The sequence below is a fragment of the Limimaricola variabilis genome, from assembly GCF_034371605.1.
GTDB lineage: Bacteria > Pseudomonadota > Alphaproteobacteria > Rhodobacterales > Rhodobacteraceae > Limimaricola > Limimaricola variabilis.
Map to the genome: position 1 here is coordinate 1,276,937 of NZ_CP139691.1, position 26,461 is coordinate 1,303,397.

General features: G+C 67.3%; 31 protein-coding genes. 7 read left to right on the forward strand and 24 right to left on the reverse strand.

Annotated features, from left to right (window positions below):
• Window positions 1-3: 3 nt before the first annotated feature.
• From T8T21_RS06290 to T8T21_RS06395, 22 genes are all read right to left on the reverse strand, one after another.
• Window positions 4-1,569, reverse strand: a complete 1,566-nt coding sequence (locus T8T21_RS06290; RefSeq protein ID WP_322337230.1) for an NADH-quinone oxidoreductase subunit M — start codon at window positions 1,567-1,569, stop codon at window positions 4-6.
• 3 nt (window positions 1,570-1,572) lie between these two features.
• The gene (gene nuoL, locus T8T21_RS06295; RefSeq protein ID WP_322337231.1) at window positions 1,573-3,741 is read right to left on the reverse strand and encodes an NADH-quinone oxidoreductase subunit L; all 2,169 of its coding nucleotides are present in this window, start codon (window positions 3,739-3,741) and stop codon (window positions 1,573-1,575) included.
• Window positions 3,742-3,746: 5 nt separating this feature from the next.
• Window positions 3,747-4,076, reverse strand: coding sequence for an NADH-quinone oxidoreductase subunit NuoK (gene nuoK / locus T8T21_RS06300; RefSeq protein WP_183474715.1), 330 nt, complete (start codon window positions 4,074-4,076; stop codon window positions 3,747-3,749).
• A gap of 36 nt (window positions 4,077-4,112) precedes the next feature.
• Window positions 4,113-4,721, reverse strand: coding sequence for an NADH-quinone oxidoreductase subunit J (locus T8T21_RS06305; protein ID WP_322337232.1), 609 nt, complete (start codon window positions 4,719-4,721; stop codon window positions 4,113-4,115).
• Window positions 4,718-5,128: a carboxymuconolactone decarboxylase family protein gene (locus tag T8T21_RS06310; RefSeq protein WP_183474713.1), complete on the reverse strand. Its 411-nt coding sequence runs from the start codon at window positions 5,126-5,128 to the stop codon at window positions 4,718-4,720. The genes T8T21_RS06305 and T8T21_RS06310 overlap by 4 nt, the downstream gene beginning before the upstream one ends.
• Before the next feature lie 10 nt (window positions 5,129-5,138).
• Entirely contained in the window at window positions 5,139-5,633 is a 495-nt protein-coding gene (gene nuoI, locus T8T21_RS06315; protein ID WP_183474712.1) for an NADH-quinone oxidoreductase subunit NuoI, read from the reverse strand.
• Window positions 5,634-5,635: 2 nt separating this feature from the next.
• On the reverse strand, window positions 5,636-6,676 hold the full coding sequence (gene nuoH, locus T8T21_RS06320; RefSeq protein ID WP_322337233.1) for an NADH-quinone oxidoreductase subunit NuoH: 1,041 nt from the start codon (window positions 6,674-6,676) through the stop codon (window positions 5,636-5,638).
• Window positions 6,677-6,686: 10 nt separating this feature from the next.
• Complete coding sequence (locus T8T21_RS06325) at window positions 6,687-7,076, reverse strand: hypothetical protein (RefSeq protein WP_183474778.1); 390 nt, start codon at window positions 7,074-7,076, stop codon at window positions 6,687-6,689.
• Window positions 7,077-7,078: 2 nt separating this feature from the next.
• Window positions 7,079-9,103 carry an NADH-quinone oxidoreductase subunit NuoG gene (gene nuoG, locus T8T21_RS06330; RefSeq protein WP_322337234.1) on the reverse strand — a complete coding sequence of 675 codons (2,025 nt, stop codon included), beginning with the start codon at window positions 9,101-9,103 and terminating at the stop codon, window positions 7,079-7,081.
• Window positions 9,104-9,278: 175 nt separating this feature from the next.
• Window positions 9,279-9,689 carry a DUF5333 domain-containing protein gene (locus T8T21_RS06335; RefSeq protein ID WP_322337235.1) on the reverse strand — a complete coding sequence of 137 codons (411 nt, stop codon included), beginning with the start codon at window positions 9,687-9,689 and terminating at the stop codon, window positions 9,279-9,281.
• 137 nt (window positions 9,690-9,826) lie between these two features.
• Window positions 9,827-9,952 carry a hypothetical protein gene (locus T8T21_RS06340; protein ID WP_322337236.1) on the reverse strand — a complete coding sequence of 42 codons (126 nt, stop codon included), beginning with the start codon at window positions 9,950-9,952 and terminating at the stop codon, window positions 9,827-9,829.
• Window positions 9,953-9,982: 30 nt separating this feature from the next.
• Window positions 9,983-10,126: a hypothetical protein gene (locus tag T8T21_RS06345; RefSeq protein WP_322337237.1), complete on the reverse strand. Its 144-nt coding sequence runs from the start codon at window positions 10,124-10,126 to the stop codon at window positions 9,983-9,985.
• Window positions 10,123-11,412 (reverse strand): NADH-quinone oxidoreductase subunit NuoF, encoded by a 1,290-nt coding sequence (nuoF, locus tag T8T21_RS06350; protein ID WP_183474707.1) that lies wholly within the window; start codon window positions 11,410-11,412, stop codon window positions 10,123-10,125. The genes T8T21_RS06345 and nuoF overlap by 4 nt, the downstream gene beginning before the upstream one ends.
• Window positions 11,413-11,416: 4 nt before the next feature.
• Window positions 11,417-11,620 carry a DUF5337 domain-containing protein gene (locus T8T21_RS06355; protein ID WP_183474706.1) on the reverse strand — a complete coding sequence of 68 codons (204 nt, stop codon included), beginning with the start codon at window positions 11,618-11,620 and terminating at the stop codon, window positions 11,417-11,419.
• A complete protein-coding gene (locus tag T8T21_RS06360) occupies window positions 11,617-12,417 on the reverse strand; it encodes a hypothetical protein (RefSeq protein ID WP_322337238.1) in 801 nt (266 codons plus the stop codon). Before T8T21_RS06360 ends, T8T21_RS06355 begins: the two co-directional genes overlap by 4 nt.
• A gap of 130 nt (window positions 12,418-12,547) precedes the next feature.
• Window positions 12,548-13,615, reverse strand: a complete 1,068-nt coding sequence (gene nuoE / locus T8T21_RS06365) for an NADH-quinone oxidoreductase subunit NuoE (RefSeq protein ID WP_322337239.1) — start codon at window positions 13,613-13,615, stop codon at window positions 12,548-12,550.
• A 66-nt stretch (window positions 13,616-13,681) separates the two neighbouring features.
• A complete protein-coding gene (locus T8T21_RS06370) occupies window positions 13,682-14,020 on the reverse strand; it encodes a hypothetical protein (protein ID WP_322337240.1) in 339 nt (112 codons plus the stop codon).
• 56 nt (window positions 14,021-14,076) lie between these two features.
• Window positions 14,077-15,303 carry an NADH-quinone oxidoreductase subunit D gene (locus T8T21_RS06375; RefSeq protein WP_183474702.1) on the reverse strand — a complete coding sequence of 409 codons (1,227 nt, stop codon included), beginning with the start codon at window positions 15,301-15,303 and terminating at the stop codon, window positions 14,077-14,079.
• A 3-nt stretch (window positions 15,304-15,306) separates the two neighbouring features.
• Window positions 15,307-15,924: an NADH-quinone oxidoreductase subunit C gene (locus tag T8T21_RS06380; protein WP_183474701.1), complete on the reverse strand. Its 618-nt coding sequence runs from the start codon at window positions 15,922-15,924 to the stop codon at window positions 15,307-15,309.
• 53 nt (window positions 15,925-15,977) lie between these two features.
• Window positions 15,978-16,502, reverse strand: coding sequence for a NuoB/complex I 20 kDa subunit family protein (locus T8T21_RS06385; RefSeq protein WP_183474777.1), 525 nt, complete (start codon window positions 16,500-16,502; stop codon window positions 15,978-15,980).
• Window positions 16,502-16,867, reverse strand: coding sequence for an NADH-quinone oxidoreductase subunit A (locus tag T8T21_RS06390; protein WP_183474700.1), 366 nt, complete (start codon window positions 16,865-16,867; stop codon window positions 16,502-16,504). The genes T8T21_RS06385 and T8T21_RS06390 overlap by 1 nt, the downstream gene beginning before the upstream one ends.
• A gap of 110 nt (window positions 16,868-16,977) precedes the next feature.
• Window positions 16,978-17,391: a DUF1622 domain-containing protein gene (locus tag T8T21_RS06395; RefSeq protein WP_322337241.1), complete on the reverse strand. Its 414-nt coding sequence runs from the start codon at window positions 17,389-17,391 to the stop codon at window positions 16,978-16,980.
• Window positions 17,392-17,483: 92 nt separating this feature from the next.
• On the opposite strand from T8T21_RS06395, the gene T8T21_RS06400 reads away from it, so the two are divergent.
• Window positions 17,484-17,951: a CreA family protein gene (locus T8T21_RS06400; RefSeq protein ID WP_322337242.1), complete on the forward strand. Its 468-nt coding sequence runs from the start codon at window positions 17,484-17,486 to the stop codon at window positions 17,949-17,951.
• A gap of 34 nt (window positions 17,952-17,985) precedes the next feature.
• Here T8T21_RS06400 and T8T21_RS06405 read toward each other — a convergent pair whose 3' ends face one another.
• Window positions 17,986-18,645: an HAD-IA family hydrolase gene (locus T8T21_RS06405; protein ID WP_322337243.1), complete on the reverse strand. Its 660-nt coding sequence runs from the start codon at window positions 18,643-18,645 to the stop codon at window positions 17,986-17,988.
• Between the two features lie 114 nt (window positions 18,646-18,759).
• On the opposite strand from T8T21_RS06405, the gene glmU reads away from it, so the two are divergent.
• Together glmU and glmS are read left to right on the forward strand one after the other, a co-directional pair.
• Entirely contained in the window at window positions 18,760-20,112 is a 1,353-nt protein-coding gene (glmU, locus tag T8T21_RS06410) for a bifunctional UDP-N-acetylglucosamine diphosphorylase/glucosamine-1-phosphate N-acetyltransferase GlmU (RefSeq protein ID WP_322337244.1), read from the forward strand.
• Between the two features lies 1 nt (window position 20,113).
• Window positions 20,114-21,934 carry a glutamine--fructose-6-phosphate transaminase (isomerizing) gene (glmS, locus tag T8T21_RS06415; RefSeq protein WP_322337245.1) on the forward strand — a complete coding sequence of 607 codons (1,821 nt, stop codon included), beginning with the start codon at window positions 20,114-20,116 and terminating at the stop codon, window positions 21,932-21,934.
• Between the two features lie 57 nt (window positions 21,935-21,991).
• On the opposite strand, the gene T8T21_RS06420 is transcribed toward glmS, so the two are convergent.
• Window positions 21,992-22,489 carry a D-galactarate dehydratase gene (locus T8T21_RS06420; RefSeq protein ID WP_322337246.1) on the reverse strand — a complete coding sequence of 166 codons (498 nt, stop codon included), beginning with the start codon at window positions 22,487-22,489 and terminating at the stop codon, window positions 21,992-21,994.
• Between the two features lie 108 nt (window positions 22,490-22,597).
• On the opposite strand from T8T21_RS06420, the gene moaA reads away from it, so the two are divergent.
• The 4 genes from moaA to T8T21_RS06440 are packed head-to-tail and all read left to right on the forward strand — an operon-like array spanning window position 22,598 to window position 26,461.
• On the forward strand, window positions 22,598-23,602 hold the full coding sequence (moaA, locus tag T8T21_RS06425) for a GTP 3',8-cyclase MoaA (protein ID WP_322337462.1): 1,005 nt from the start codon (window positions 22,598-22,600) through the stop codon (window positions 23,600-23,602).
• Complete coding sequence (locus T8T21_RS06430; protein WP_322337247.1) at window positions 23,599-24,870, forward strand: 3-deoxy-D-manno-octulosonic acid transferase; 1,272 nt, start codon at window positions 23,599-23,601, stop codon at window positions 24,868-24,870. Before moaA ends, T8T21_RS06430 begins: the two co-directional genes overlap by 4 nt.
• Window positions 24,867-25,850 (forward strand): polysaccharide pyruvyl transferase family protein, encoded by a 984-nt coding sequence (locus tag T8T21_RS06435; protein WP_322337248.1) that lies wholly within the window; start codon window positions 24,867-24,869, stop codon window positions 25,848-25,850. The genes T8T21_RS06430 and T8T21_RS06435 overlap by 4 nt, the downstream gene beginning before the upstream one ends.
• Window positions 25,847-26,461 carry a glycosyltransferase family 29 protein gene (locus T8T21_RS06440; protein WP_322337249.1) on the forward strand — a complete coding sequence of 205 codons (615 nt, stop codon included), beginning with the start codon at window positions 25,847-25,849 and terminating at the stop codon, window positions 26,459-26,461. The genes T8T21_RS06435 and T8T21_RS06440 overlap by 4 nt, the downstream gene beginning before the upstream one ends.

Below are 26,461 nucleotides of genomic sequence, written 5' to 3' on the forward strand. Positions count from 1 at the left end.
TCCTTAGTGCTGTGCCGGGGCCGCGACTTCGGCCGCCGCGACGGCGCTCTGGCTGCCATGGGCCGCGACCGCGACCTCGACCTGATCGACGAGCGCCGCGACGCTCGGGCCGGTGATGTCGGTGACGAGGCTCGGATAGACGCCGAGCAGGATGGTCATGACCACGAGCGGCGCGAAGATCCACTTCTCGCGGGCCGTCATGTCGGTGATCGACTTCAGGCTTTCCTTGATCAGGTCGCCCATCACGACCCGGCGATAGAGATAGAGCGCGTAGGCGGCCGAGAAGATCACGCCCGTGGTGGCCACGGCGGCGACCCAAGTGTTGGCCTGGAACATGCCCATCAGCGTCAGGAATTCGCCGACGAAGCCCGAGGTGCCCGGCAGGCCGACATTGGCCATGGTGAACAGCAGGAACACGGCGGCATAGGCCGGCATCCGGTTCACGAGGCCACCATAGGCGTCGATCTCGCGGGTATGCATCCGGTCATAGATCACGCCGACGCCAAGGAAGAGCGCGCCCGAGATGAAGCCGTGGCTGATCATCTGGAACACCGCCCCGTCGAGACCCTGCTGGTTCAGCGCGAAGATGCCCGCGGTGACGAAGCCCATATGGGCGACCGAGGAGTAGGCGATCAGCTTCTTGATGTCCTTCTGCACCAGCGCCACCAGCGAGGTGTAGACGATCGCGATTGCCGAGAGCCACAGCACCAGCGGCGCCCAGATCTCGGAGGCGACCGGGAACATCGGCAGCGAGAAGCGCAGGAAGCCGTAGCCGCCCATCTTCAGCAGGATCGCGGCCAGAACCACCGATCCGGCGGTCGGCGCCTGCACGTGGGCGTCGGGCAGCCAGGTATGGACCGGCCACATCGGCATCTTCACCGCAAAGGAGGCGAAGAAGGCGAACCACAGCAGCGTCTGCACGCCGCCCAGGATCTGCACGCCGAGGATCGGGAACGTCTGCGACGAGAAGTTGTAGGCCATCAGCGTCGGGATGTCGGTGGTCCCGGCCTGCGCGAACATCGCCACCATCGCCACCAGCATCAGCACCGAGCCGAGGAAGGTGTAGAGGAAGAACTTGAAGCTCGCATAGATGCGGTTCTTGCCGCCCCAGATGCCGATGATCAGGAACATCGGGATCAGGCCCGCCTCGAAGAAGAGGTAGAACAGCACGAGGTCCAGCGCCACGAATACGCCGATCATCAGCGTCTCGAGCACCAGGAACGCGATCATGTATTCCTTGACCCGGTGCGTCACGTCCCAGCAGGCGGCGATGACGAGCGGCATCAGGAAGGTGGTCAGCATCACGAACAGGAGCGAGATGCCGTCAACGCCGAGCTTGTAGCGCAGCCCCAGGAGCCACTGCCGGTCCTCGACGAACTGGAAGCCCGGCGCCGCAGGGTCGAAATCGGCGAGGATGAACAGCGACACCAGGAAGGTGAAGACGGTGGTCGCCAGCGCCACCCACTTGGCGTTGCGCTGTGCCGCCGCGTCGTCACCGCGCAGGAACAGCGCGAGGATGCCGGCGCCCAGAAGCGGGATGAAGGTGGTCAGAGAGAGAAGGTTGCCCATCTGTTATTCGGCCCCCCCGGCCAAGGTCATCCAGGTCAGGATCAGGGCGAGGCCCAGAACCATCGCGAAAGCGTAGGTGAAGACGTATCCGTTCTGCGCGCGACCGGCGAGGCGGGTGAAGAAGGGCACGATGCCCATCGCCACGCCGTTGATGCCGCCGTCGATCACGCTGCCGTCGCCGCGGGTCCACAGGAACCGGCCGATGGCCTGCGCCGGGCGCACGAACACGAAATCGTAGAGCTCGTCGAAGTACCACTTGTTGAGCAGGAAGTTGTAGAGCGGCCGCTGGTTGGCAGCGAGCTTGCCCGGCAGATCCGGCCTGCGGATATACATCAGGTAGGCGAGGCTCAGGCCCAGCAGCATGGCGACGAAGGGCGAGACCTTGACCCAGACGGGGGCGTGGTGCGCCTCGTCGATGACGTCGTTGCCCGGCGCCATGTAGATCGCGCCCTGCCCCGGACGGGCCACCGCGACCTCGGCCGCGGTCGGCGCATGCGCCACCTCGCCCATGTCGGCATGCTCGCCCTCGACCAGCGTCTCCTCGACGATCGCTTCGGCGGCGTGGTCGAGATCGCCCTCGGCCAGCTCGGTCGCCGCATCGACGGGACCATGCGCCTCTTCGATCGCGCCATGCGCCGCCGCCGTCACCGGCATCCCGAACCAGCGCTGCACGCGCGCCTCGTCGCCGAAGAACGGGGCGTACCACAGCATGCCGGCGAAGACTGCGCCGAGCGACAGCACGCCGAGCGGCACCAGCATCACGGCCGGGCTTTCATGCGCGTGGTCATGGGTGTGGTGATCGCCGCGCGCCTTGCCGTGGAAGGTCAGGAAGATCAGGCGCCAGGAATAGAAGCTCGTCATCGCGGCGGCGAGCACCAGCAGCCAGAAGGCGTAGGGCGTGGCACCGGCATAGGCGCTCTCGATGATCGCGTCCTTGGAGAGGAAGCCCGCGAAGCCGAAATGCGTGAGCGGGATGCCGACGCCGGTGATCGCCAGCGTGCCGATCATCATCGCCCAGTAGGTGTAGGGGATCTTCTTCCGCAGGGCGCCATAATTGCGCATGTCCTGCTCGTGATGCATCGCGTGGATGACCGAGCCGGCCCCGAGGAACAGCAGCGCCTTGAAGAAGGCGTGCGTGAAGAGGTGGAACATCGCCACCGAATAGACGCCCGAACCGGCGGCCACGAACATGTAGCCCAGCTGCGAACAGGTCGAATAGGCGATGACGCGCTTGATGTCGTTCTGCACCAGACCCACGGTCGCGGCGAAGAAGGCGGTCGAGGCACCGATGAAGACGATGATCGACTTGGCGTCGGGCGCGAATTCGAGGATCGGCGACATCCGGCAGACCAGGAACACGCCGGCCGTCACCATGGTCGCGGCGTGGATCAGCGCCGACACCGGGGTCGGGCCTTCCATCGCGTCAGGCAGCCAGGTGTGCAGCAGCAGCTGCGCCGACTTGCCCATCGCGCCGATGAACAGCAGCAGCGAGACGATCTCTACCGCCTGGAAATCGAGCCCGAGGAAGTTCAGCTCGGTGCGCGCCATCTGCGGCGCGGCGGCGAAGACGTCGGAGAAGTTGATCGAGTCCGCGAGGAAGAACAGCGCGAAGATGCCGAGCGCGAAGCCGAAATCGCCGACCCTGTTGACGATGAAGGCCTTCATCGCCGCGGCATTGGCCGAAGGCTTGCGGTAGTAGAAGCCGATCAGGAGGTAGGAGGCGACGCCCACGCCCTCCCAGCCGAAGAACATCTGCACAAGGTTGTCGGCGGTCACCAGCGTCAGCATCGCGAAGGTGAAGAAAGACAGGTAGGCGAAGAAGCGCGGCCGATAGCTCTCGCCGGGGCGGAAGTTCTCGTCATGCGCCATGTAGCCGAAGCTGTAGAGATGCACGAGGAACGACACGCTGTTGATCACCACCAGCATGATCGCCGTGAGCCGGTCGAGTCGGATGGCCCAATCGGTCGAGAGCGAGCCGCTCTCGATCCAGCGCAGGATCTGGATCTGCTCCATCTGCCCGTCATGGCCGAGGAACACGATCCACGACAGCAGGCAGGCGAGACCGACCAGCGAGGTCGAGACCCACTGCGCGCCGGCCTCGGTGATCAGTCGCCAGCCGAAGCCCGCGGTCAGGGCGCCGACCAGCGGCGCGAAGAGGATGATCGTCTCCATGATCCTCAGCCTTTCATCACGTTGACGTCTTCGACTTCGATGGAGCCGCGGATCCGGAAGAAGCAGACGAGGATGGCGAGGCCGATCGCGGCCTCGGCGGCGGCGACCGTCAGCACGAAGAGCGTGAAGACCTGTCCGACCAGATCGCCCAGATAGGCGGAGAAGGCCACGAAGTTGATGTTCACCGCGAGCAGCATCAGCTCGATCGACATCAGGATGATGATGACGTTCTTGCGGTTCAGGAACAGCCCGAAGATGCCGATGACGAACAGCGCCGCCGCGACGGTGAGATAATGTTCGAGCCCTATCGGGGCTTCAGCGAGATAAGCGTCCATCATTGTCCCTCCGGGCTTTTGCCCGTTCGCGGTCTATCAGAGGCCCTGGCCGGGCTTCACGTCCTTGAGTTCCAGCGCCTTGGCCGGGTCGCGATACATCTGCGCCAGAATGTCCTGGCGCTTCACGTCCTTGCGGTGCCGCATGGTCAGCACGATCGCGCCGATCATCGCCACCAGCAGCACGAGGCCGGCGAGCTGGAACAGCAGGATGTAGCGATCGTAGATCAGCAGGCCGAGCAGCTGGGTGTTCTCGACATCGACGATGAAGGGCGCGGCGAGGCGCTCGTCATAGCCCTCCGAGTAGTCCCAGACGCCGAAGGCCAGCGCCAGCTGCATCAGCAGGACCACCCCGATCAACAGCGCCAGCGGCATGTACTTCGCCATCTCCGCCTTCAACTCGGCGAAATCGACGTCGAGCATCATCACCACGAAGAGGAACAGCACCGCGACGGCGCCGACATAGACGATCACCAAGAGCAGTGCCACGAACTCGGCGCCGACCAGGATGAACAGCCCCGCCGAGCTCAGGAAGGCGAGGATCAGCCACAGCACGGAATGGACCGGGTTGCGGGCAACCACGGTGAACAGCCCGCCGACCACGGTCGACAGCGCGAAGAGGTAGAAGATGATGGCGGCGGCGGTCATCGTGCGGTGTCCTTTCCGGTGTCCTCGTCCATGACCTCGGTGGCGAGTTCCATCGCCTTGGTCATCGCGGGCACGCCGCCGAACATCCCCGCCTGGGCGATGGTCTCGGCGATCTCCTGTTTCGTGGCACCCGCCTCGCGCGCGTGGCGCACGGTGAGGCGGACCTGGCTCTCGGCCTGCGCGCCGAGGATGGTCAGACCGGTCAGCGTCAGCAGCAGCCGCGTCTTGGCGTCGAGACCCTCGGGGTTGAGGGTGCGTCCCATGAACGCCTCCATCATCTCCTTGGGCATGGTCGGCCAGAGCTGCTCGAAGCCCTTCGGCGTGAAGTGCTCGAGCGCGGGATTCATCTTCCGGGCCCAGTCCTGGCCCATTTTCATCATCTGCGCGAAGGGGTTCTGATCGGTCACGGCCTGCTCCTCAGCGGTAGGGCGCGTCGAGCTCGAGGTTGCGGGCGATCTCGGCTTCCCACCGGTCGCCATTCGCCAGAAGCCGCTCCTTGTCGTAGTAGAGCTCCTCGCGCGTCTCGGTCGAATACTCGAAGTTCGGCCCCTCGACGATCGCGTCGACCGGGCAGGCCTCCTGGCAGAAGCCGCAATAGATGCACTTGGTCATGTCGATGTCGTAGCGCGTGGTCCGGCGCGAGCCGTCCTCCCGCGGTTCGGCATCAATGGTGATCGCCTGCGCGGGGCAGACCGCCTCGCACAGCTTGCAGGCGATGCAGCGCTCTTCGCCCGACGGGTAGCGGCGCAGCGCGTGTTCGCCGCGGAAGCGCGCCGAAAGCGGGCCCTTCTCGTGCGGGTAGTTCACGGTGGCCTTTGGCTTGAAGAAGTATTTCAGGCCCAGCTTCATGCCCTGCATGAAGTCCTGCAGCAGGAAATACTTGGCGGCGCGGGTGTAGTCGATCTGCGTCATGCTCAGACTCCCAGGGTCCAGCGGGCCCAGAACCCGCCAAGGACCTCGAATTTCGCGAGGAAGGCCACGATCACGACCCAGGCCAGCGACAGCGGCAGGAACACCTTCCAGCCCAGGCGCATCAGCTGGTCGTAGCGGTAGCGCGGGGTGATCGCCTTCACCATGGCGAAGATGAAGAAGACGAAGAACATCTTCAGCACCATCCACAGCACGCCGTCGGGCAGGCCGGGGATCGGCGACAGCCAGCCGCCGAAGAACATCAGCGACACCAGCGCGCACATCAGTACGATGGCCACGTATTCGCCGATCATGAAGAGCAGGAACGGCGTCGAGGAATATTCCACCTGGTAACCGGCGACGAGCTCGGATTCGGCTTCGGGCAGGTCGAAGGGCGGGCGGTTGGTCTCGGCCATGGCCGAGATCAGGAACAGGAACAGCATCGGGAAGTGCGGCAGCCAGTACCAGTTGAACAGGCCGAAATCGCCGTCCTGCGCCGCAACGATCGCGCCGAAGTTCAGGCTGCCGGTCGAGATGATGATGCCGACGATGATCAGGCCGATCGAGACCTCGTAGGAGATCATCTGAGCGGCCGAGCGCAGCGAGCCGAGGAAGGGATACTTGGAGTTCGAGGCCCAGCCACCCATGATCACGCCGTAGACCTCGAGCGAGGAGACCGCGAAGACGTAGAGCAACGCCACGTTCAGATCCGCGAGCACCCAGCCATCGGCGAAGGGGATCACCGCCCAGGCGATCACCGCCATCACGAAGGAGATCATTGGCGCCAGGAAGAACACCGGGCGGTCGGCGCCGGCGGGCACGACCACTTCCTTGACGATGTATTTCAGGAAGTCGGCAAAGCTTTGCAGCAGGCCGAACGGCCCCACGACGTTGGGGCCCTTGCGCAGCTGCACGGCGGCCCAGACCTTGCGGTCGACCAGCAGCAGGAAGGCCAGCGCGACCAGCAGCGGCACGAGCAGCAGCATAGACTGACCGAGGATCAGCAGCACGGCTCCGATGCTGGTTTCGGTGAAGAATTCGACCATGGTGCTTCCCTCAGACCGTCGGGATGCCGTTCAGTCCGCAGTTCTGGACGGTGACTTCGGCATCGATCGTGCGCAGCCCCTCAGGCAGGGCCGGCGAGATGGTGTAAACAGCATCGGCGCGCCAGTTTCCAGCCGATTCATCGAGTTGCGTACGGACGTGACGGGCGAAGCCATAGCCCCGGATCAGGGCATATTGCGCCGCCGCGCACTCCGCATAGGCGATCACGTCCTCGGCCTTGGCACCGCCGCTCATCGCGACGTGGAAGTTGACCAGGTCGCCGTCGAGAAGGCGGGTCTCGACGCCGTCGTGGCGCGGCGCGCCCTCCCGCCCGGCCGAAGCGTCCGCCTCGGCACAGCCGGCGGCGAGCGCCACCAGGGGCAGGAGGAGCGCGCCCCGCATCGTCACTCGGCCGCGATCTTCTGCTGCCGCCGCGCGCGGGCGTTGCCGGCAAGCTCGCCCATCAGCTCGCTGGCGCGGGCGATCGGGTTGGTCAGGTAGTGCTCCGCGACGATGCAGTCGAAATCGCCCAGGCTCTCATCCAGCGTGCCCAATTCGAGCGGCTGCCACTCATTCTCGGCGACCTCGTCGATACGGCCCAGATGGGGATGCGCTTCGACCAGCTTCTGGCGCAGCTGCGCGAGGCTGTTCCACGGCTGGACCGCGCCCAGCTCGGCCGAGAGCGCCCGCAGGATCGCCCAGTTTTCCTTGGCTTGTCCGGGCGCGAAGGAAGCGCGCAGCGCCAGCTGCGGACGGCCTTCGGTGTTGACGAAGAGGCCCTGCTCCTCGACCCAGGCCGCGGCCGGCAGGATCAGGTCGGCGGCATGCGCGCCGCGATCGCCATGGCTGCCCTGGTAGATCACGAAGGTGCCCGAAGGCAGCGCGATCTCGTCCGCACCCATGTTGTAGATCACCTCGGCACCCTCGAGCGCAGCCTCGACGCCGCCCTCGGAGGTGGCGCCGACATCCATGGCGCCCACCCGGCTCGCGGCCGAGTGCAGAACCATGAACTTGCTCTTGGTCCGGCTCGCCAGCTCCATCGCATAGGACAGCACGGCCTCGCCGTCGGCGCCGGTCAGTGCCCCCTGCCCCACGATGACGACCGAGTCTTCGTCGAGAATGCGGGTGAACTTGTGCTCGATGGTCCGCGACAGCGGCCCGCGGCCGGGGCCGACATGGGTGTAGTCGTAGGTCAGGTCGACGGGCTCGCCGACCAGGCCGACATTCGCCCCGGCGAGCCATGCCTTGCGGATCCGCGCGTTAAGCACCGGCGCCTCGGCGGCGGGGTTGGTGCCGACGAGCATGATGTGCTTGGCGGTGTCGAGATCCTCGATCCGCGCCGTTCCGACATAGGCCGAACGGTTGCCGGCGGGCAGCTTGGCCCCATCGGTGCGGCATTCGACGACGCCCCCCTGCCCTTCGATCAGCTGCTTGAGCGCGAAGGCGGCTTCGGTCGGGGCGAGATCGCCCACGAGGCCGACCACCCGCTTGCCCTTCATGGCAGCGGCAGCGGCGGCCAGCGCCTCGGGCCAGTCGGCCTTCCGCAGCTTGCCGTTCTCGCGGATATAGGGCGTGTCGAGACGCTGGCGCGCGAGCCCGTCCCAGACGAAGCGCGCCTTGTCCGACAGCCATTCCTCGTTCACGCCGTCATGGTTGCGCGGCAGGATGCGCATCACCTTGCGGCCCTTGGTGTCGACCCGGATCGAGGAGCCGAGCGCGTCCATGACGTCGATCGTCTCGGTCTTGGTCAGCTCCCACGGGCGGGCGTTGAAGGCATAGGGCTTGGAGACCAGCGCGCCCACCGGGCACAGGTCGATGATGTTGCCCTGCAGATTCGAATCGAGCGTCTGGCCGAGATAGGAGGTGATCTCCGCATCCTCGCCGCGCCCGGTCTGGCCCATCTGCGAGATGCCGGCCACCTCGGTGGTGAAGCGCACGCAGCGGGTGCAGGAGATGCAGCGGGTCATGTGCGTCTCGACCAGCGGGCCGAGATCGAGATCCTCGGTGGCGCGCTTGGGCTCGCGGTAGCGCGAGAAGTCGACGCCATAGGCCATCGCCTGATCCTGCAGGTCGCATTCGCCGCCCTGGTCGCAGATCGGGCAATCGAGCGGGTGGTTGATGAGCAGGAACTCCATCACCCCCTCGCGGGCCTTCTTAACCATGGGCGAGTTGGTCTTGACCTGCGGCGGGGCACCTTCGGGCCCGGGGCGCAGATCCTTGACCTGCATGGCACATGAGGCCGCCGGCTTCGGCGGGCCGCCGACCACCTCGACGAGGCACATGCGGCAATTGCCGGCGATGCTCAGTCGCTCGTGATAGCAGAAACGGGGGATCTCGATCCCCGCGGTCTCGCAGGCCTGGATGAGCGTCATCGCCCCCGGCACCTCGATGACCTTTCCGTCGATGCTGACTTTGCGCAAATCGGACATGGCAGGCCGCCCCTTTCCTCGCGTCGGACGCGTGTCCCCGGATCGGGGGCCGCGATCGAGGGGGGTTCTAGCGCGGCTCGCCCGGTGATGCCAGCGCATCCACGTGCCGGATCGGGGAAATTTCCGACCTCGGGCGGCTTCGGGGCTGCGGCACGCGGGCGCAGCCCCGACCTGCCTACTGCAGCAGCGTGCCGATCCGGCTGCCCGCCGCCATCTCGCGGCGGCCGACCTCGCAATAGGTTTCCCAATCGCCCTCGACCCCGCCCTTCTGGCGCAGCAGCGCACGCGCCTCGGCCTCGAGCTTGTCCTTCTCTTCCTTGTCATCGATGAAGGCGGAAATCTGGGCGCGAGTATATCCCAGCTCCAGCGCGTGGCTGCGCAGCGAGTTGAGGAATCCGATCCCGGTCAACCAGCGCGAGTCGATGCTGTCGCATTTGCGGCCGATCTCATAGGCGATCGCGGTCGAGATCAGGCCTTCGCGGATCTTGGCGTTGTCGCGCAGCGCGGGCAGCGCGGCGGTCGCACCGGCGGCAATGGTAAAGCCCAGGATCAGCGCGGCAGTGCGCGCGAAATGGGGGATGGTCATGCGGGTCTCTCCTATCGGGCCGGTTCCGGAAACTGCTCTTTCCGGCCGGCGCTTCTGGGTGAGACGTTGGACCCGAAGACGCGCTATTCAATATCACGCTGCAGAGAGCGTCTTTCGGTGAGCGGAACCCTGCCCGACTAGCCGCGCGGGCCGCCCTCGGCCTGATCAGCTTCCTGATGCTTGAATTCGGCGGCGGTCTCGCCCTTGGCATGGGCAAGACGCTTTTCGACCCACGGCACCGCGACATAGGAAATGAGCGGCACGGTAAAGGCGGTGGATATCAGGATCTCCAGCTAGAGCGGGACCCCCGGCGCCAGCCACGAGAACATGTAGCTGGAGATCAGCACGGCCGGATAGACCGCGAGCCAGACGCCGAAATTCTTCAGCGCTTGGTCGCGCCAGGTAACGGTGCGGCGTTGATCGCCGCGCCCGGTCATTGAGCGGCGATGGTAGCCGCGACGCCGCGGCCCCGGATCCGATCCTCGATCTCGTCGCGGAAGTTGCGGATCAGGCCTTGGATCGGCCAGGCAGCGGCATCGCCGAGCGCGCAGATCGTGTGACCCTCGACCTGCTTGGTCACGTCGAGCAGCATCTCGATCTCCTCGATCGCCGCGTCGCCGCGCACCATCCGCTCCAGCACCCGCATCATCCAACCGGTGCCTTCACGGCAGGGCGTGCACTGGCCGCAGCTCTCGTGCTTGTAGAATTTCGACAGCCGCCAGATCGCCTTCACCATGTCGGTCGACTGGTCCATGACGATGACGGCGGCCGTGCCGAGGCCCGAGCGCTGCTCGCGCAGCCAGTCGAAATCCATGATCGCGTCTTCCATGGTCTCGGCGCGCAGCACCGGCACCGAGGAGCCGCCCGGAATGACGCCCTTGAGGTTCTTCCAGCCGCCGCGGATGCCGCCGCAATGCTTGTCGATCAGTTCCTTGAAGGAGATCGACATCTCCTCCTCGACGACACAGGGCTTGTTGACGTGGCCCGAGATCGCGAAGAGCTTGGTGCCGGTGTTGTTCGGACGACCGAAGCCCGCGAACCATTCCGGCCCGCGACGCAGGATCGTCGGCGCGACGGCGATGGACTCGACGTTGTTCACCGTGGTCGGGCAGCCATAGAGGCCCGCGCCCGCCGGGAAGGGCGGCTTCATGCGCGGCATGCCCTTCTTGCCTTCGAGGCTCTCGAGCAGCGCCGTCTCTTCGCCGCAGATATAGGCGCCCGCGCCGTGATGCAGGTAGAGATCGAAATCCCAGCCCGACCCGGCGGCGTTGCGGCCCAGCAGGCCCGCGTCATAGCACTCGTCGATCGCCTGCTGCAGCGCCTCGCGCTCGCGGATGTACTCGCCGCGCAGGTAGATGTAGCTGGCATGCGCGCCCATCGCGAAAGAGGCGATCAGGCAGCCCTCGATCAGCGTGTGCGGATCGTGGCGCATGATCTCCCGGTCCTTGCAGGTGCCGGGCTCGGATTCGTCGGCGTTGACGACGAGATAGGAGGGACGGCCGTCGCTCTCCTTGGGCATGAAGGACCACTTCAGGCCGGTCGGGAAGCCCGCGCCGCCACGGCCGCGCAGACCGGAAGCCTTCATCTGCTCGACGATCCAGTCGCGGCCCTTCTGGATGATGCCGGCGGTGCCGTCCCAATGCCCCCGCGCCTGCGCGCCTTTCAGCGTGCGGTCATGCATCCCGTAGATGTTGGTGAAAATGCGGTCCTGATCCTTGAGCATCGGCTCACCTTTCGTCGTCCCGGCGCGCACGCCAGGTTTGATAAGTCATCCACAATCCCATGACGAACCCGGCAAGGGCCATCAGGTCGAACAATCCGCGCCATCTATGCGGCAGGTCGAACGCGTTGCCCGCGACGATGGCGATCACCCAGAACACGCCGGTCCCGGCGAGCACCAGCGCCGCGCGCCGACCCGCCGCACCGCTCATGCCTCGTCCTTCGTCAGCTCGCGCGCCTGACCGATCCAGTCATCGCGCAGGATGCGGCCCTTGAAGCCTTCGAGATGGTCGTCGACCCAAGCCGCCTCGCCCTCGCTCCACGACGCGATCTGCCGCAGGTGCCAGACGCCGAGCCGGTTCAGCTGCTCCTCGAGCCGCGGGCCGACGCCGCGCAGCTGCTTGAGATCGTCGGGCTGGCCGCGCGGCGCGTCGAGCAGCTCGGGCTTCTCGCGCATGTCGGCGGCGACGCCGTCGGGCATCGGCAATTCGGACGCATCGCCCTTTTCCCTTCCGCCCGCGCCATCATCCGCTTCGGCAGCCGCACGATCGAGGTCCTCGGTGCGCGACACCTCCTCGCCCAGATCGCCTTCGTCCGAGGCGGCGTCGTCATCCGCGCCCTCGAGCACGGCGCTGTCGTTCACACGACCCGCCTCACCGCCCTTGGGCTTTATGCTTTCGGTGCGACGACCGCCGGTCTCAGCCTCTGCCGCGCCTTTCGCAGGTGCACTCTGCGGGGCTTCGCTATCGCGCTGAGTGGTCTCCGGCGCCGGCACCGCATCCTTGCGATCCACGGCCGGGGCCGGGGACGATGCGGTCTCTGTCTCCGGCTCGTCGTCACGGCAGACCAGCGCCAGCGCGAGAAGCGCCCCCGCGGCGGCGAGGAGCGCCGCGATCAGCAGCGAGGAGAACCAGCCGCGCTCACCCAGCGCGAGCAGGATCCACAACAGCACCCCGCCCAAGGCGGCGCCGCCGATGGTGATGGTCCGACAGTTTCCCAAGCCGTTCATGCCGCGTCCTCCCGATGGCCGGGGCCAAATGCCCCGTCCTTCGTCATAGGACGGATGCCCGCCGAATCAAACGGATGCGCGAAGCCTTCCGGCCCGCGCACCGCGTCGATCCAGAGGGCGCCGCCGCCCATCACTTGTCTTCGGAGGAAGAGTCGGACTTGGCCGTGTCGCCCGGCTTCTGGGTCTTGGGCGCGTTGTAAGCGCCACCCGGTGCCACCGGGTCGGCGGTGCCCACCTTGTCCTCGGTCGCGTCATCGGCATCGGTCGCGGGCGCGCCTTCACCCGAAGGAGCCACCGGCTTGCCGCCCTCGGGCGCCTCGTTGCCCTCGGTCGCGTTTTGCGGCTCCTCGGCCGGGAAATCGGCCGAGACCGGCTTGGCCGCGCTCGAGGCCGGGGCCTCCTGCTCGGTCACGCCGGAGGCGTCGGCCGGACGGCCATGCGCCGGGGCGGGCTCCGCGGGATCCTCGTAGCCTTCGGCCTCGTGGTCGTCCTGGCGCTGCCACGGCGTGGTCAGCGGCACTTCGGTGCCGTCGATCCGCTTGATCGTGTCGCCGATCTCCACGGCCAGCGCCACGGCGGCGTTGTGCGGGTCACGGTCGTCGGCGCCCTCGGCCAGCGAGGTCAGGTTGTCCTTGGGCTCGGCAGCGTAGCGGCCGTTCTGCGGCCCAGGCGTCGGCACGCGGCCGGCAGCCATCTCATCGATGATCTCCGACAGCCGCTCGGTGGTCAGGTCCTCGTAATAGTCCTTGCCGATCTGCGCCATCGGGGCGTTGGCGCAGGCGCCGAGGCATTCGACCTCTTCCCAGGAGAACTTGCCGTCCGCCGACAGGTCATGCGGCTTCTTCGCGATCTTTTCCTGGCAGACCTTCATCAGGTCCTCCGAGCCGCACAGCATGCAGGACAGCGTGCCGCAGACCTGGATGTGCGCGACCGAGCCCACCGGCTGGAGCTGGAACATGAAGTAGAAGGTCGCGACCTCGAGCACCCGGATATAGGCCATGTCGAGCATCCGCGCGACTTCCTCGATCGCGGGGCGCGAGAGCCAGCCTTCCTGCTCCTGCGCTCGCCACAGCAGCGGAATCACCGCGCTGGCCTGCCGTCCCTCGGGATACTTCGTGATCTGCGCCTCGGCCCAGGCCTGGTTGGCCGGGGTGAAGGCGAAGCTCTCGGGCTGTTCGGGATGAAGTCTGCGCAGCATTCGCTCGTTCCGGTGTTCTGGGCGCCTCCCCTCGGGCGGCGCGGATCATGTCGTGAGGGCGTGCCCTCAGATGCAGTTGTCGGTCAGCACCCGGATGGTGCCGTCATCGGTGACCTCGGCGCGACCCTGGGCGGTCAGCTGCGGCCCGAGTTCGAGCAGCTGCTGCTGGGTCAGGTTGGCCTTGAGCAGCACCTGCGCCACGTTGTCGGCGGTGATCGCGCAGCCTTGGGCTTCGATCGCGGCCACCAGCCGGTCGGCAGGCGCGGCCTGCGGGGCGCGCGCGGCGGCCGGACTGACGCTGCCGAGGCTGCCCTGCGCACCGATTCCGCCGATCTGCGCACCCGCCGTGCAGGCCCCGAGCGCGCCGAGCGCCAGGAAAGCCGAGATCATCCGCATCGCCGTCATCTGCAGTTCCGTCCTGTCTGGGCCGCCGCGCGGCCGGTTGCCTCGATTGGCCCGCCTCAGCGGTCCACTTCGCCGAACACGATGTCCATGGTGCCGATGATGGCGGCCACGTCAGCCAGCTGGTGGCCGGTGGCGACGTGGTCCATCGCCTGCAGGTGCAGGTAGCCCGGGCCGCGCAGCTTGGCGCGGTAGGGCTTGTTGGAGCCGTCGGCCACGAGATAGACGCCGAACTCGCCCTTGGGCGCCTCGACGGCGGCATAGACCTCGCCCGCCGGTACGTGGAAGCCCTCGGTGTAGAGCTTGAAGTGGTGGATCAGCGCTTCCATCGAGGTCTTCATGTCCGACCGCTTCGGCGGCGTGAGCTTGCCGCGGGCCAGCACGTCGCCCGGCTCGTTGCGCAGCTTCTCGCAGGCCTGGCGGATGATCTTGGTCGACTCGCGCATCTCGGCCATCCGCACGAGGTAGCGATCGAAGCAGTCGCCGTTCTTGCCGACCGGGATCTGGAAGTCGAACTCGTCATAGCACTCGTAGGGCTGCGCGCGGCGCAGGTCCCAGGCGAGGCCCGAGCCGCGCACCATGACGCCGGAGAAGCCCCAATCGGTGGCCTCCTGCTCGCTCACCACGGCGATGTCGACGTTGCGCTGCTTGAAAATGCGGTTCTCGGTCAGCAGCCCGTCGATGTCGTCGAGGAAGGCCGGGAAGCCGGCGGCCCAGGCGTCGATGTCCTCGATCAGCTCGGGCGGCAGGTCCTGATGCACGCCGCCGGGCCGGAAATAGGCCGCGTGCAGGCGCGCGCCCGAAGCCCGCTCGTAGAACACCATGAGCTTTTCGCGCTCTTCGAAGCCCCACAGCGGCGGCGTCAGCGCGCCGACATCCATGGCCTGCGTGGTGACGTTGAGCAGGTGGTTCAGGATGCGGCCGATCTCGGAGTAGAGAACGCGGATCAGTGAAGCGCGACGCGGCACCTCCGTGCCGGTCAGCCGCTCGATGGCGAGACACCAGGCATGCTCCTGGTTCATCGGCGCCACGTAGTCGAGCCGGTCGAAATACGGCAGGTTCTGCAGGTAGGTCCGGCTTTCCATCAGCTTCTCGGTGCCGCGATGCAGCAAGCCGATATGCGGATCGCAGCGCTCGACGATCTCGCCGTCGAGCTCGAGCACCAAGCGCAGCACGCCGTGCGCCGCCGGGTGCTGCGGGCCGAAGTTGATGTTGAAGTTGCGGATCTTCTGCTCGCCGGTCTTCGTGTCCTCGAAGCCGCGGGCGTTGATGGTCGAGCCGTCCATGACTTACCCCTTCGCGCCGGTGTCGGCGGCCTTGTCATCGCCCGGGAGCACGTATTGCGCGCCTTCCCACGGACTCATGAAATCGAACTGACGGTATTCCTGCACGAGCTTCACCGGCTCGTAGACCACCCGCTTCTGCACCTCGTCGAAGCGCACCTCGGTGTAGCCCGTGGTCGGGAAGTCCTTGCGCAGCGGGAAGCCGCGGAAGCCGTAATCGGTGAGGATGCGGCGCAGGTCCGGATGGCCCGAGAACAGGATGCCGAACATGTCGAACACCTCGCGCTCGAACCAGTTGGCCGAGGGGTGGATCTCGATGATCGAGGGCACCATCTCGTCCTCGCGCAGCTGGGCGCGAAGCCGGATGCGCTGGTTCTGGTACATCGACAGGAAGTGGTAGACCACGTCGAAGCGCTTCTCGCGGCCCGGATAGTCGACGGCGGTGATGTCGACGAGCGTCGAGAACCGGCAGGTCGGGTCGGTCTTCAGCAGTTCTACGAAGCCGGGGATCGCCTCGGGCGTGACGGTGACGGTGAGTTCGCCGAAGGCGATCTCCCAGCCGGTCACGCAGTCGGGGCGCTTGGCTTCGAGATGCGCGCCCAGGTCGTTCAGTGCCTCGCTCATGGCGATTCCCCCGAAAAAGATGTCTTGGCGGGCCGGTCCGGCCCGCCGGGGCCTCAGCGGACGATCGTGCCGGTGCGGCGGATCTTGCGCTGCAGCTGCAGAATTCCGTAGAGCAGCGCCTCGGCGGTCGGCGGGCAGCCGGGAACGTAGACGTCCACGGGCACGATCCGGTCGCAGCCGCGCACCACCGAGTAGCTGTAATGGTAGTAGCCGCCGCCATTGGCGCAGCTGCCCATCGAGATCACGTAGCGCGGCTCGGGCATCTGGTCGTAGACCTTGCGCAGCGCCGGCGCCATCTTGTTGGTCAGCGTGCCGGCGACGATCATCAGGTCGGACTGGCGCGGGGAGGCGCGCGGCGCGGTGCCGAAACGCTCGAGGTCGTAGCGCGGCATCGAGGTGTGCATCATCTCGACCGCGCAGCAGGCCAGACCGAAGGTCATCCAATGCAGCGAGCCGGTGCGCGCCCAGTTGATCATGTCCGCCGTCGAAGTGACGAGGAAACCCTTGTCGCTCAGCTCGCGGTTCAGGTTCTGCGTCGCGACCTCACGGTCCGCACCCGCAGTGTTGGCGCCGGTCATCACTCCCATTCGAGAGCTCCCTTCTTCCATTCGTAGGCGAAGCCGATGGTCAGCACGCCGAGGAACACCATCATCGACCAGAAGGCCATCATCGACACGTCACCGAAGGCCACGGCCCAGGGGAAGAGGAAGGCCACCTCGAGGTCGAAGATGATGAACAGGATCGAGACGAGGTAGAACCGCACGTCGAACTTCATCCGGGCGTCGTCGAAGGCGTTGAAGCCGCATTCATAGGCCGAGACTTTCTCGGGGTCGGGCCGGCGCACGGCAAAGACCACCGCGGCGAGAATGAAGACCAGCCCCAGGCCGATCGCGAGGCCGAGGAAGATCAGGATGGGAAGGTATTCCGCAAGAAGCAGTTCCACGTCGGGTCCTTTCGCGCGGGAGCTGTCGGTCGATTGCGCGATCCATAAACCCCGGCCCCGCAAGGGTCAACCGAGCCCGGCACGCCCAAGCTGCGTCCGATGCGCGCGTTTCAGTCCGATCGCCCCTCGCCCTGCAGCTCGTGCTTCACCTGTTCCAGCTCGCGATCGAGGAAGAACGAGATCAGCGAGCGGATGATCACCAGGAGCCCCAGGAATACCAGATCCGCGAAAGCGAGGCTCAGCGCCGTGTGGATGATGTCCGAGACGATGAACAGCTCGAGCCCTGCGAGGATGTAGCGTCCCAGCTCGATCCGTTCCAGATTGGTGCCGCGCACCCGCGCCGCGTCGTCGCGTCGCGTCTCGGCCCGGATCACCCCGGCCACGAAGCGCGCCGCCCCCACCAAAAGCAGCGCGATGGCGAAGAGATCGATCAGCGCCGCGACCCATTCGAGCCCGGCGACCAACCAGCCGAGATGCGCGTGCAGAACGCCCTCCTCGGCCCCGAATTCCCAGATCGACCCCATACGGCCCCCTTTCGCCTGTCACCCGGATACTGTCTCGGGGCGCTGACCGGTCAAGCGGGGGAACCGGGGCTCCGCACCGGCGTTGGCCGCGCATGACACGCATGACTCGCCTCGCGGCCGCCGCCCTCGCCCTCCTTCCCCTTTCCGTCTCAGCCGAGGTGGTCGGCAAGGTCGGGGTCGACTGGGTTGGCAACGACGTGATCGTCGAGGCGATCCCCGACCCCAAGGTCGAGGGCGTGACCTGCCACATCGCCTATTTCGAACGCTCGGTGATCGATCGGCTGAGCCAGGGAAACTGGTTCGAGGATCCCTCAAACGCCTCGATCGACTGCCGTCAGACCGGACCGATCACGCTGGGCGACATCAATCGCTCGCGCGATGGCGAATCCGTGTTCCGCGAGAGCCGCTCGATCATCCTGAAATCCCTCAGGATCACGCGAATCTACGACGAGACGAACCAAGTGCTGATCTATCTCGCCCATGGCAGCGAACTCACCCAAGGCTCGGCCAAGATGTCGCTTTCGACGATCCCGCTCTACGACACCGGGGCCGCGCAGTAACGTGCCCCATTTCCTGGCCACTCGAGGCTAGGCCTCAGTCCAAGGCCTGAACCGCCGCCACCAGCTCGTCGTAATGACTGATCAGAGCCTCAGGATGCAGGTCGGCGGTGCGATGACCATTGGGGCCGAACTTCACCAGGATCGAAGGCACGCCGGCGGCACGGGCGGTGATCCGATCGGTCTCGGTATCGCCGACCAGAACGCAATGCGCCGGATCCCCGCCCGCGCGCCGCACCGTCTCCCGCAGGCATTCGGGGTCGGGCTTGCGCATCGCCAGCGTGTCGGCCCCGACGAGGCAGACGAAATGGTCGCGCACCCCGAGCCGGATCATCAGCTTCTCGGCCAGCGCCTCGGGCTTGTTGGTGCAGATCGCGACCGGATGGCCGAGCCGCTTGAGCTCCGCGATCGCCTCCATCGCGCCGGGAAACAGCGTCGAATGGCGGTCGATCTCCTCCTCGTAATAGGCGAGCAGGCGCGGATACTGCCGGTCGACCTCGGCCTCGTCGACCTCGCCCACCCGGCTGAGGCCAAGCCGCAGCATGGCACGCGCGCCATGCATTGCGGTGGCGGCGTCCTCGCGGGGATCGAGCAACGGGCCGAGCCCCAGATCCGAAAAGCAGCGGTTCGCGGCAGCGATCAGGTCGCCGCTGGTTTCGGCCAGCGTTCCGTCGAGGTCGAAGATCACGGCGCGCATGAACGGCTCTCCTGTAACGATGCGTAGGCTGAATTGATCGGCCGGGGACGGCCCCGGGCTTGTGCCTAGAGTTGCGGCTAGTAGAAGACGCTGCAAGCAACAAGAGGGGCAGTGATGGGCACGGCATTGATCGTCCTGGCCGCGGGCCGGGGCACGCGGATGAACTCGGACCTGCCGAAGGTCCTGCACGAGATCGGCCAGTCGCCGCTTCTCCATCACGCGATGGCGGCGGGCATGGCGCTCGAGCCGTCGCGGATGATCGTGGTGGCGGGGCATGGCGCCGAAGCGGTCGAGCGCGCCGCGACCGACTTCGACGAGGGCATCGTGACGGTCCGCCAGGAAACCCAGGATGGCACCGGCCATGCCGTGATGCAGGCCCGCGCCGCGCTGGACGGCTTCTCCGGCGACGCGATCGTGCTCTATGGCGACACCCCCTTCATCCGACCCGAAACGCTCGAGGCGATGCTCGCCGCGCGGGGCCGCGCCGATGTGGTGGTGCTGGGCTTCGAGGCGGCCGATCCGGGCCGCTATGGCCGGCTCGTCACGCAAGGCGACAGGCTCGAGCGGATCGTCGAGTTCAAGGACGCCGATGACGCGACCCGCGCCATCACCCTTTGCAATTCCGGCGTGATCGCCGCGAGTGCCGAGACGCTCTTCGCCCTGCTCGACCAGGTGACCAACGACAACGCCTCGGGCGAGTACTACCTGACCGACATCGTCGGGCTGGCGCGCGAAGCCGGGCTCACCGCCGAAGTCGTACGTTGCGACGAGGCCGAAACGCTGGGCATCAACACCCGCGCCGAACTGGCCGCCGCCGAGGCGGCGTTTCAGTCGCGTCGCCGCCTCGAGGCCATGGAGGACGGCGTCACCCTTCTCGCCCCTGAGACCGTCACCTTCGCCCGCGACACGGTGGTCGGCCGCGATACGGTGATCGAGCCCAATGTCGTGTTCGGCCCGAACGTCACGATCGAGAGCGGCGCCAGGATCCGCGCGTTCTCGCATCTCGAGGGATGCCACGTCTCGCGCGGCGCCACCGTCGGCCCCTTTGCCCGGCTGCGTCCCGGCGCCGAGCTGGCCGAGGACGTCCATGTCGGCAACTTCGTCGAGATCAAGAACGCGCAGGTCGGCACCGGCGCCAAGGTCAATCACCTGACCTATCTCGGCGACGCGGATATCGGTGCCGGCACCAATGTCGGCGCCGGCACCATCACCTGCAATTACGACGGCGTGTTCAAGCACCGCACCACCATCGGGCGCGACGCCTTCATCGGCTCGAACACCATGCTGGTGGCGCCGGTGACGCTGGGCGACGGCGCGATGACCGCCACCGGCACGGTGGTGACCCACAACGTGCCGGCGGGCGACATGGCCGTGGGGCGTGCCAAGCAGACCAACAAACCGGGTTTCGCCACCCGGTTCTTCGAAAAACTGCGCGCCGCCAAGGCCGCCAAGTCGAAAGGCGAATGAAATGTGCGGAATCGTAGGCGTTCTGGGCAGCCACGAGGTTGCGCCCATCCTGGTCGAGGCGCTGGGTCGGCTCGAATATCGCGGCTATGACAGCGCCGGCATCGCCACTGTGCATGAGGGCCAACTCGACCGCCGCCGCGCCGTGGGCAAGCTGGTGAACCTGTCGGACAAGCTGGTCCGCGAGCCCCTGCGTGGGTTTGCCGGGATCGGCCACACCCGCTGGGCCACCCATGGCGCGCCGACCGAGGCCAACGCCCATCCGCATGCCGGGCCGCGCGTGGCAGTGGTCCATAACGGCATCATCGAGAACTTCCGCGAACTGCGCGCCGAACTGGCGGCAGAAGGGATCGAGACCCGCACCGACACCGATACCGAAACGGTGGCGCTGCTGTGCCAGCTCTTCCTCGACCGACAGATGACGCCCCGCGCCGCGGCACAGGCGACCATCGCCCGGCTGACCGGGGCCTACGCGCTGTGCTTCCTCTTCGAGGACGAGCCCGACCTCCTGATCGCCGCGCGCAAGGGCAGCCCTTTGGCAGTGGGCCATGGCAAAGGGGAGATGTTCGTGGGCTCCGACGCGATCGCGCTCGGCAACCTGACCGACCGGATCACCTATCTCGAGGAAGGCGACCGGGCCGAGGTGACGCGCGCGGGCGCAGTGATCTTCGATGCGCAGGGCCGCCAGGTCACGCGTCCGGAAAAGCGCATCGCGCAGGCGGCCGCGCAGGTCGACAAGGCCGGTCACAAGCACTTCATGTCCAAGGAGATCGCCGAGCAGCCCCGCGTGCTCGCCGAGGCACTGCGGCACTACCTGACCCCTGAGGGCGGCATCACCCTGCCCGAGCCCGGCATCGACTTCACCGCGATCGACCGGCTGACGCTGGTCGCCTGTGGCACCGCCTTCTACGCCTGCAACGTCGCGAAGTACTGGTTCGAGCAGGTGGCGCGGTTGCCCGTCGAGATCGACGTCGCCTCGGAGTTCCGCTACCGCGAGCCGCCGATCCCGGCGCGCTCTGCCGCGCTGTTCGTCAGCCAGTCGGGCGAGACCGCCGACACGCTGGCGGCGCTGCGCTACGCCAGGGGACAGGCCGACAGCATCCTGTCGGTGGTCAACGTCACCGAGAGCTCGATCGCGCGCGACAGCGACATCGCGCTGCCGATCCTGGCCGGTGCCGAGATCGGCGTCGCCTCGACCAAGGCCTTCACCTGCCAGCTTCTGGTTCTGGGCATGCTGGCGCTCGAGGCGGCGCGGCAGCGGGGCACGCTCGATGCGGCCGAACTGGCGGCGCATGTCCGCGGCCTGCGGGAACTGCCGGCCCTGATCGAGCAGGGGCTGAGCATCGAAGCGGAGTGCCAGCGTGTCGCGCGGGGGCTCTCCGAAGCACGCGACATCCTGTTCCTTGGCCGCGGCCGGATGTTCCCGCTCGCGCTGGAAGGCGCACTGAAGCTCAAGGAAATCAGCTACATCCACGCCGAAGCTTATGCATCCGGCGAACTGAAGCACGGCCCGATCGCGCTCGTCGACGAGCATGTGCCGGTGATCGTCATGGCGCCGCATGACGAGCTGTTCGACAAGACCGTGTCGAACATGCAGGAGGTCATGGCGCGCGGCGGCAAGGTGCTGCTGATCACCGACGCCAAGGGCGCGCAGGTCGCGGCCGAGGGTGCCTGGGAGGTCATCACCCTGCCCGAGATCGACCCGCTCTGGGCCCCGATCCTCTACGCGCTGCCGGCGCAACTTCTGGCCTATCACACCGCTGTGGCCAAGGGCACCGATGTCGACCAGCCACGCAACCTCGCCAAATCGGTCACCGTCGAGTGACATGCAAAGGGGGCCGCAACGGCCCCCTTTCCGTTCTCATCTATACATCGCCACCGTTCAGCCGCTGTAGACCGTCAGTTCCGGCAACGAGGTCAGCGGCACTTCGAGCAGCCGCATCGCCGGCAGGCTGATTTCGCTGCCCGATCCGGCAGCCCCGCCCGAGGGGCGCAGCTCGAGCTTCACCGATTTCCCGTTCGCCGCCTCGACGCGGCCTTGGGTCACGCTGCTCACCAGCGGGGTCTCGATCCACAGTCCTGGATCAGTCGGCGCGCCGAGCGAGGCGATGGTGGTGCCGAGCCGCTTTTCGGCCGCGGGTTCGGGGGTAGCGGTCGCCGCGGCGCGCTGCTCGGCCGTGGTGGTGTCGAGCGCCTCGGCGCTGGCCCCGCCAGCGGGCGGCGGAGGCGGGGCCGGCGCGGCGGTGGGTGCGGGCTGAGCGGCCGGGGCCGGCGCGGTCGCCGAAGGCGCCTCGGCCGGGGCGGCAGCCTGTTGCAGCTCGGCGCAGGCCGAGAGCAGGCCAAGCGCGGTGAGGGCGGAGGGGATGATGAGGCGTGTCATGCGCCAAGGATAGCGGCCCGCCCCTCACCGGCAAGTGCGGCTCGCCCGCTTGCTTTCATACCGGCCCCCGCCTAGTTTCCCGACATGACAGCAGTCTCCGACCACGCCCTGACGGCGCCCCTGATCGACCCCTTCGCGCGGGCCATCCGATACCTGCGCGTCTCGGTGACGGATCGCTGCGATTTCCGTTGTGTCTACTGCATGTCCGAGAAGATGCAGTTCCTGCCCAAGGCCGATCTGCTGACACTGGAAGAGCTCGACCGGCTCTGCTCGGCCTTCGTGCGCCTCGGCGTGGAGAAGCTGCGCATCACCGGCGGGGAACCGCTGGTGCGCCGCAACATCATGCAGTTCTTCCGCTCCATGACGCGCCATCTCGACAGTGGGGCGCTCAAGGAGCTGACGCTGACCACCAATGGCAGCCAGCTGGGCAAGTATGCCGAGGAGCTCTTTGCTGCCGGGGTGCGGCGGGTGAACGTCTCGCTCGATACGCTCGACGAGGCCAAGTTCGCCCGCGTCACCCGCTGGGGCCGGCTGCCGCAGGTGCTTGATGGCATCGACGCGGCGCTCGCTGCCGGGATCAAGGTCAAGATCAACACCGTCGCGCTCAAGGGCTTCAACGAGGACGAACTCTTCACCCTCACCGAGTTCTGCGCTGCGCGTGGAATGGATCTGACCTTCATCGAGGTCATGCCGATGGGCGATATCGGCAACGAGGATCGGATCGGTCAGTATTGGAACCTGCGCGAACTGCGCGACACGCTCGGCACCCGCTACACGTTGCACGACCTGCCCGATCGGACCGGTGGTCCGGCGCGCTACGTGCGGCTGGGCGAGACGCGCCAGAGGGTGGGCTTCATCACGCCGATGAGCCACAATTTCTGCGAAAGCTGCAACCGGGTCAGGATCACCTGCACCGGCGAGATCTATACCTGCCTCGGGCAGGAGGGGCATTCCGACCTGCGCGGTCCGCTCCGGGCCAGCGAAGGCGATCCTGCCCTCGAAGCGGCGATCCGCGATGCGATCGCGCTCAAGCCCAAGGGCCATGATTTCGACTATTCGCGCCAGACCGTCGAGGGTCGGGTCAGCCGCCACATGAGCCATACCGGCGGATGACCGCCGCGCCTTGGCCGCTCAGGCTGTGGCTCGGGGGATCCCGCGCCCTTCCCCGTCTCGCCGAGATCGCGCTGGCGCGTCGCGTGCATCGCGGCCAATCATCGGCCCCGGCCCGGTTGGCCGAACGCCTTGGCAAAGCTACCCTGCCCCGTCCCGAAGGACGGCTGGTCTGGATCAACGCGGCCTCTGTGGGAGAGGTCGCCTCCGTGGCCGATCTGGCGCATGACCTGCAGGCCCGGGGCTACACGGTCTTGATGACCACGACGACGACCACGGGGGGCGTGCGGGCGCGGCGGATCGACGGCGTGCTGCACCAGTATCAACCCCTCGACACGGCGCGGGCGACCCGGCGCTTCCTCGACCATTGGTCCCCGGACCTCGCCTGCTTCGTTGAAGGCGACCTCTGGCCTCGCCTGCTCGCCGAGACCGAGCGCCGCCGGATTCCGCTCGCTTTGCTCAACGCGCGCCCGTCGCGCTCGCGCAATCGTGCGCCAAAGAGCACGGCGACCTTGTTGCAGGGGTTCGACCTCGTGACCGCGCAGACGCCGGCAGTTCGAGATGAAATCGTGGCGCTGGGGCTGCCCGCCGCGCGCGTCCTTGCTCCCGGCGACCTCAAGGCCGCCGCAGCCCCCCTACCCGCCGATCCTAACCGGCTCGCCGCGCTTCGAAGCGACCTCGGGCTTGCCCCCTGCTGGGCCGCCGTGTCGACCCATGCCGAGGATGAGGGTCCGGTCATCGCCGCGCATCTCGCAGCCCGGAAGCGCCATGCCGGCCTGCGGCTGATCCTCGCGCCCCGGCATCCCGACCGGGCCGACGCCGTGGCGCGCACCCTCGCGGCGGCCGGGCTGGAGGTCGCGCGAGGCGATAGACCCGGCAAGGCCGAGGTCTGGCTGGTCGACCGGCTGGGCGAGACAGGGGCAATCTTCCGGCTTGCGCCATTGGTGTTTCTCGGCGGCTCCTTCGGTCCGCAAGGCGGCCACAACCCTTGGGAGCCGGCAGCGCTGGGCGCAGCCCTGCTGCACGGCCCGCATGTCGCCAACGCCGCCGAAGCCCATGCCGCGCTCGACGCGGCGGGGGCGGCGCGCATGGTCGCGAATGGCGAGGCGCTGGGCGAAGCGGTCGCGACGCTGCTCGGCAGCCCGGCGCTCGACGAGATGCGGGCTGCCGCGAGCCGGGTCATGGCCGATCGCGGTCAGGCCCGGCCACGAACCTTCGCCGCGCTGATCGGGCTGATGGAAGCCACGCCCCCGAACGGAGGCACGAGGTGACCCTGAACGCCGTGATCCTCAACGACACCTCGACCCGTTACCACCATGGCTGTTCGCGGGTGATGCGGCTGCTGGTCGAGGGGCTGGAGCGGCACGGCCTGACGGTCACGGCCCGCAGCCCGGCCCGGCATGACTGGGCCCGGGACGAGGCGTTCCTGACGGCCATGCGCGAGGCGGACGTCATCGTCGTCAACGGGGAGGGGACGCTGCATCACGGTCGGCCCTTCGGTGCCCGGTTGCTCGACGTGGCGATGCACGAGGCGCGCGGTACGACGCCGCTCGTTCTGGTCAACGCGTTGTGGCAGGACAATCCGGACGACTGGTCTCGCCCGCTGGCCCGCTTCGACCTCATCGCCGCGCGCGACAGCGTTAGCGCCGAGGCGATGGCCCGCGCGACCCGCCGCGACGTGCGCTGGTTGCCCGATCTGTCGCTCTCGGCCCCCGCCGAAGTCACCGCGGCCGAGCGCCACGGCGTGATGATCGGCGACAGCGTGAAACCGGGGCCGCGCAGGGCGCTGGGACGGGTGGCGAAGGATTGCCCCGACGCTGTTCTCGTCCCGACCAAGACGCTCATCTCGCCGGTCTGGCGCAACAGTGCCGCGCGCACGGCATTGGCAGCCGCATGGTATGGCGGGTTCGGATTGCCGCGCCTCGAGATGCCCGAGGACGAGTTCGCCTATCTCGACCGCATCGCCCGATCGCGGCTGCATCTCACCGGTCGCTTCCACGCGGTCTGCCTGTCGATGCTGACCGAGACGCCCTTTCTGGCGCTCGGCTCCAACGCCTCCAAGATCGAGCGGTTGCTGTCGGATGCAGGACTGGGAACGGAGCGGCTGGTCCCGCCCGACCATCTCGACACGAACGATCGCCCCTTCAATGCGGACGAGCTCGAGCGGATCCGCGCGTTTCGCGACAGAGCCGCGCGCGATGCCGAGGCCCTCTATGCCGATATCGCGGCGCTGGCACGGGGGACGGCATGAACCGGCTGGTGTTCGAGATCGCCAAGCGGCGGGGCGACGAGGCTCGGCTGTCACGGCTGGGACTGCCAGAGACCGGTCTGCTGGAGCGGCTCGCGGGACGGGGCGTGGCGCTGGTCGGGAATGCACGTTCGCTGGCAGAGAAGGTGCAAGGCGCCGAGATCGACGCGGCCGACATCGTGATCCGGCTCAACGCCGCGCCGATGCCCGAGCCGGCCTCGCATGGTTGCCGCACCGATTGGCTCGCCATGTCGATTCCGGTCCCGGACGAGGTGATCGCCGCGCGCGACCCCGAATTGCTGCTGTGGATGACCCCCAAGCGCAAGCGCCTGCCCTGGCGCGTGGCGCATGCGCCGGGCTTTGCGATGCTGCCCGCCGTGCGTGCCGATGCGCTCAGGGCTGCCTTGGGCGCGCGGCCGACCACCGGCATGCTCGCCATCGACCTACTTACGCGCTCAGATCTGGCGCAGGCGCGGCTGTATGGCTTTGACTTCTTCGCCTCGAAATCGCTCTCGGGCGGGCGGGGCGCCGCCGATGTCCCGCATGATTTCGCGGCCGAGCGGGATCGGGTCGCGGCGCTGATCGCCGCCGACCCGCGTTTCACCCTGGCCTGA

What these genes read in the sequence shown, in the direction of transcription:
- T8T21_RS06290 (WP_322337230.1), bottom strand. Translation starts at nt 1,569, where the DNA reads ATGGGCAACCTTCTCTCTCTGACCACCTTCATCCCGCTTCTGGGCGCC.
- nuoL (WP_322337231.1), bottom strand. Translation starts at nt 3,741, where the DNA reads ATGGAGACGATCATCCTCTTCGCGCCGCTGGTCGGCGCCCTGACCGCG.
- nuoK (WP_183474715.1), bottom strand. Translation starts at nt 4,076, where the DNA reads ATGGACGCTTATCTCGCTGAAGCCCCGATAGGGCTCGAACATTATCTC.
- T8T21_RS06305 (WP_322337232.1), bottom strand. Translation starts at nt 4,721, where the DNA reads ATGACCGCCGCCGCCATCATCTTCTACCTCTTCGCGCTGTCGACCGTG.
- nuoI (WP_183474712.1), bottom strand. Translation starts at nt 5,633, where the DNA reads ATGACGCAGATCGACTACACCCGCGCCGCCAAGTATTTCCTGCTGCAG.
- nuoH (WP_322337233.1), bottom strand. Translation starts at nt 6,676, where the DNA reads ATGGTCGAATTCTTCACCGAAACCAGCATCGGAGCCGTGCTGCTGATC.
- T8T21_RS06325 (WP_183474778.1), bottom strand. Translation starts at nt 7,076, where the DNA reads ATGCGGGGCGCGCTCCTCCTGCCCCTGGTGGCGCTCGCCGCCGGCTGT.
- nuoG (WP_322337234.1), bottom strand. Translation starts at nt 9,103, where the DNA reads ATGTCCGATTTGCGCAAAGTCAGCATCGACGGAAAGGTCATCGAGGTG.
- T8T21_RS06335 (WP_322337235.1), bottom strand. Translation starts at nt 9,689, where the DNA reads ATGACCATCCCCCATTTCGCGCGCACTGCCGCGCTGATCCTGGGCTTT.
- T8T21_RS06345 (WP_322337237.1), bottom strand. Translation starts at nt 10,126, where the DNA reads ATGACCGGGCGCGGCGATCAACGCCGCACCGTTACCTGGCGCGACCAA.
- nuoF (WP_183474707.1), bottom strand. Translation starts at nt 11,412, where the DNA reads ATGCTCAAGGATCAGGACCGCATTTTCACCAACATCTACGGGATGCAT.
- T8T21_RS06355 (WP_183474706.1), bottom strand. Translation starts at nt 11,620, where the DNA reads ATGAGCGGTGCGGCGGGTCGGCGCGCGGCGCTGGTGCTCGCCGGGACC.
- T8T21_RS06360 (WP_322337238.1), bottom strand. Translation starts at nt 12,417, where the DNA reads ATGAACGGCTTGGGAAACTGTCGGACCATCACCATCGGCGGCGCCGCC.
- nuoE (WP_322337239.1), bottom strand. Translation starts at nt 13,615, where the DNA reads ATGCTGCGCAGACTTCATCCCGAACAGCCCGAGAGCTTCGCCTTCACC.
- T8T21_RS06370 (WP_322337240.1), bottom strand. Translation starts at nt 14,020, where the DNA reads ATGACGGCGATGCGGATGATCTCGGCTTTCCTGGCGCTCGGCGCGCTC.
- T8T21_RS06375 (WP_183474702.1), bottom strand. Translation starts at nt 15,303, where the DNA reads ATGGACGGCTCGACCATCAACGCCCGCGGCTTCGAGGACACGAAGACC.
- T8T21_RS06380 (WP_183474701.1), bottom strand. Translation starts at nt 15,924, where the DNA reads ATGAGCGAGGCACTGAACGACCTGGGCGCGCATCTCGAAGCCAAGCGC.
- T8T21_RS06385 (WP_183474777.1), bottom strand. Translation starts at nt 16,502, where the DNA reads ATGACCGGCGCCAACACTGCGGGTGCGGACCGTGAGGTCGCGACGCAG.
- T8T21_RS06395 (WP_322337241.1), bottom strand. Translation starts at nt 17,391, where the DNA reads ATGGGGTCGATCTGGGAATTCGGGGCCGAGGAGGGCGTTCTGCACGCG.
- T8T21_RS06400 (WP_322337242.1), top strand. Translation starts at nt 17,484, where the DNA reads ATGACACGCATGACTCGCCTCGCGGCCGCCGCCCTCGCCCTCCTTCCC.
- T8T21_RS06405 (WP_322337243.1), bottom strand. Translation starts at nt 18,645, where the DNA reads ATGCGCGCCGTGATCTTCGACCTCGACGGAACGCTGGCCGAAACCAGC.
- glmU (WP_322337244.1), top strand. Translation starts at nt 18,760, where the DNA reads ATGGGCACGGCATTGATCGTCCTGGCCGCGGGCCGGGGCACGCGGATG.
- glmS (WP_322337245.1), top strand. Translation starts at nt 20,114, where the DNA reads ATGTGCGGAATCGTAGGCGTTCTGGGCAGCCACGAGGTTGCGCCCATC.
- T8T21_RS06420 (WP_322337246.1), bottom strand. Translation starts at nt 22,489, where the DNA reads ATGACACGCCTCATCATCCCCTCCGCCCTCACCGCGCTTGGCCTGCTC.
- T8T21_RS06430 (WP_322337247.1), top strand. Translation starts at nt 23,599, where the DNA reads ATGACCGCCGCGCCTTGGCCGCTCAGGCTGTGGCTCGGGGGATCCCGC.
- T8T21_RS06440 (WP_322337249.1), top strand. Translation starts at nt 25,847, where the DNA reads ATGAACCGGCTGGTGTTCGAGATCGCCAAGCGGCGGGGCGACGAGGCT.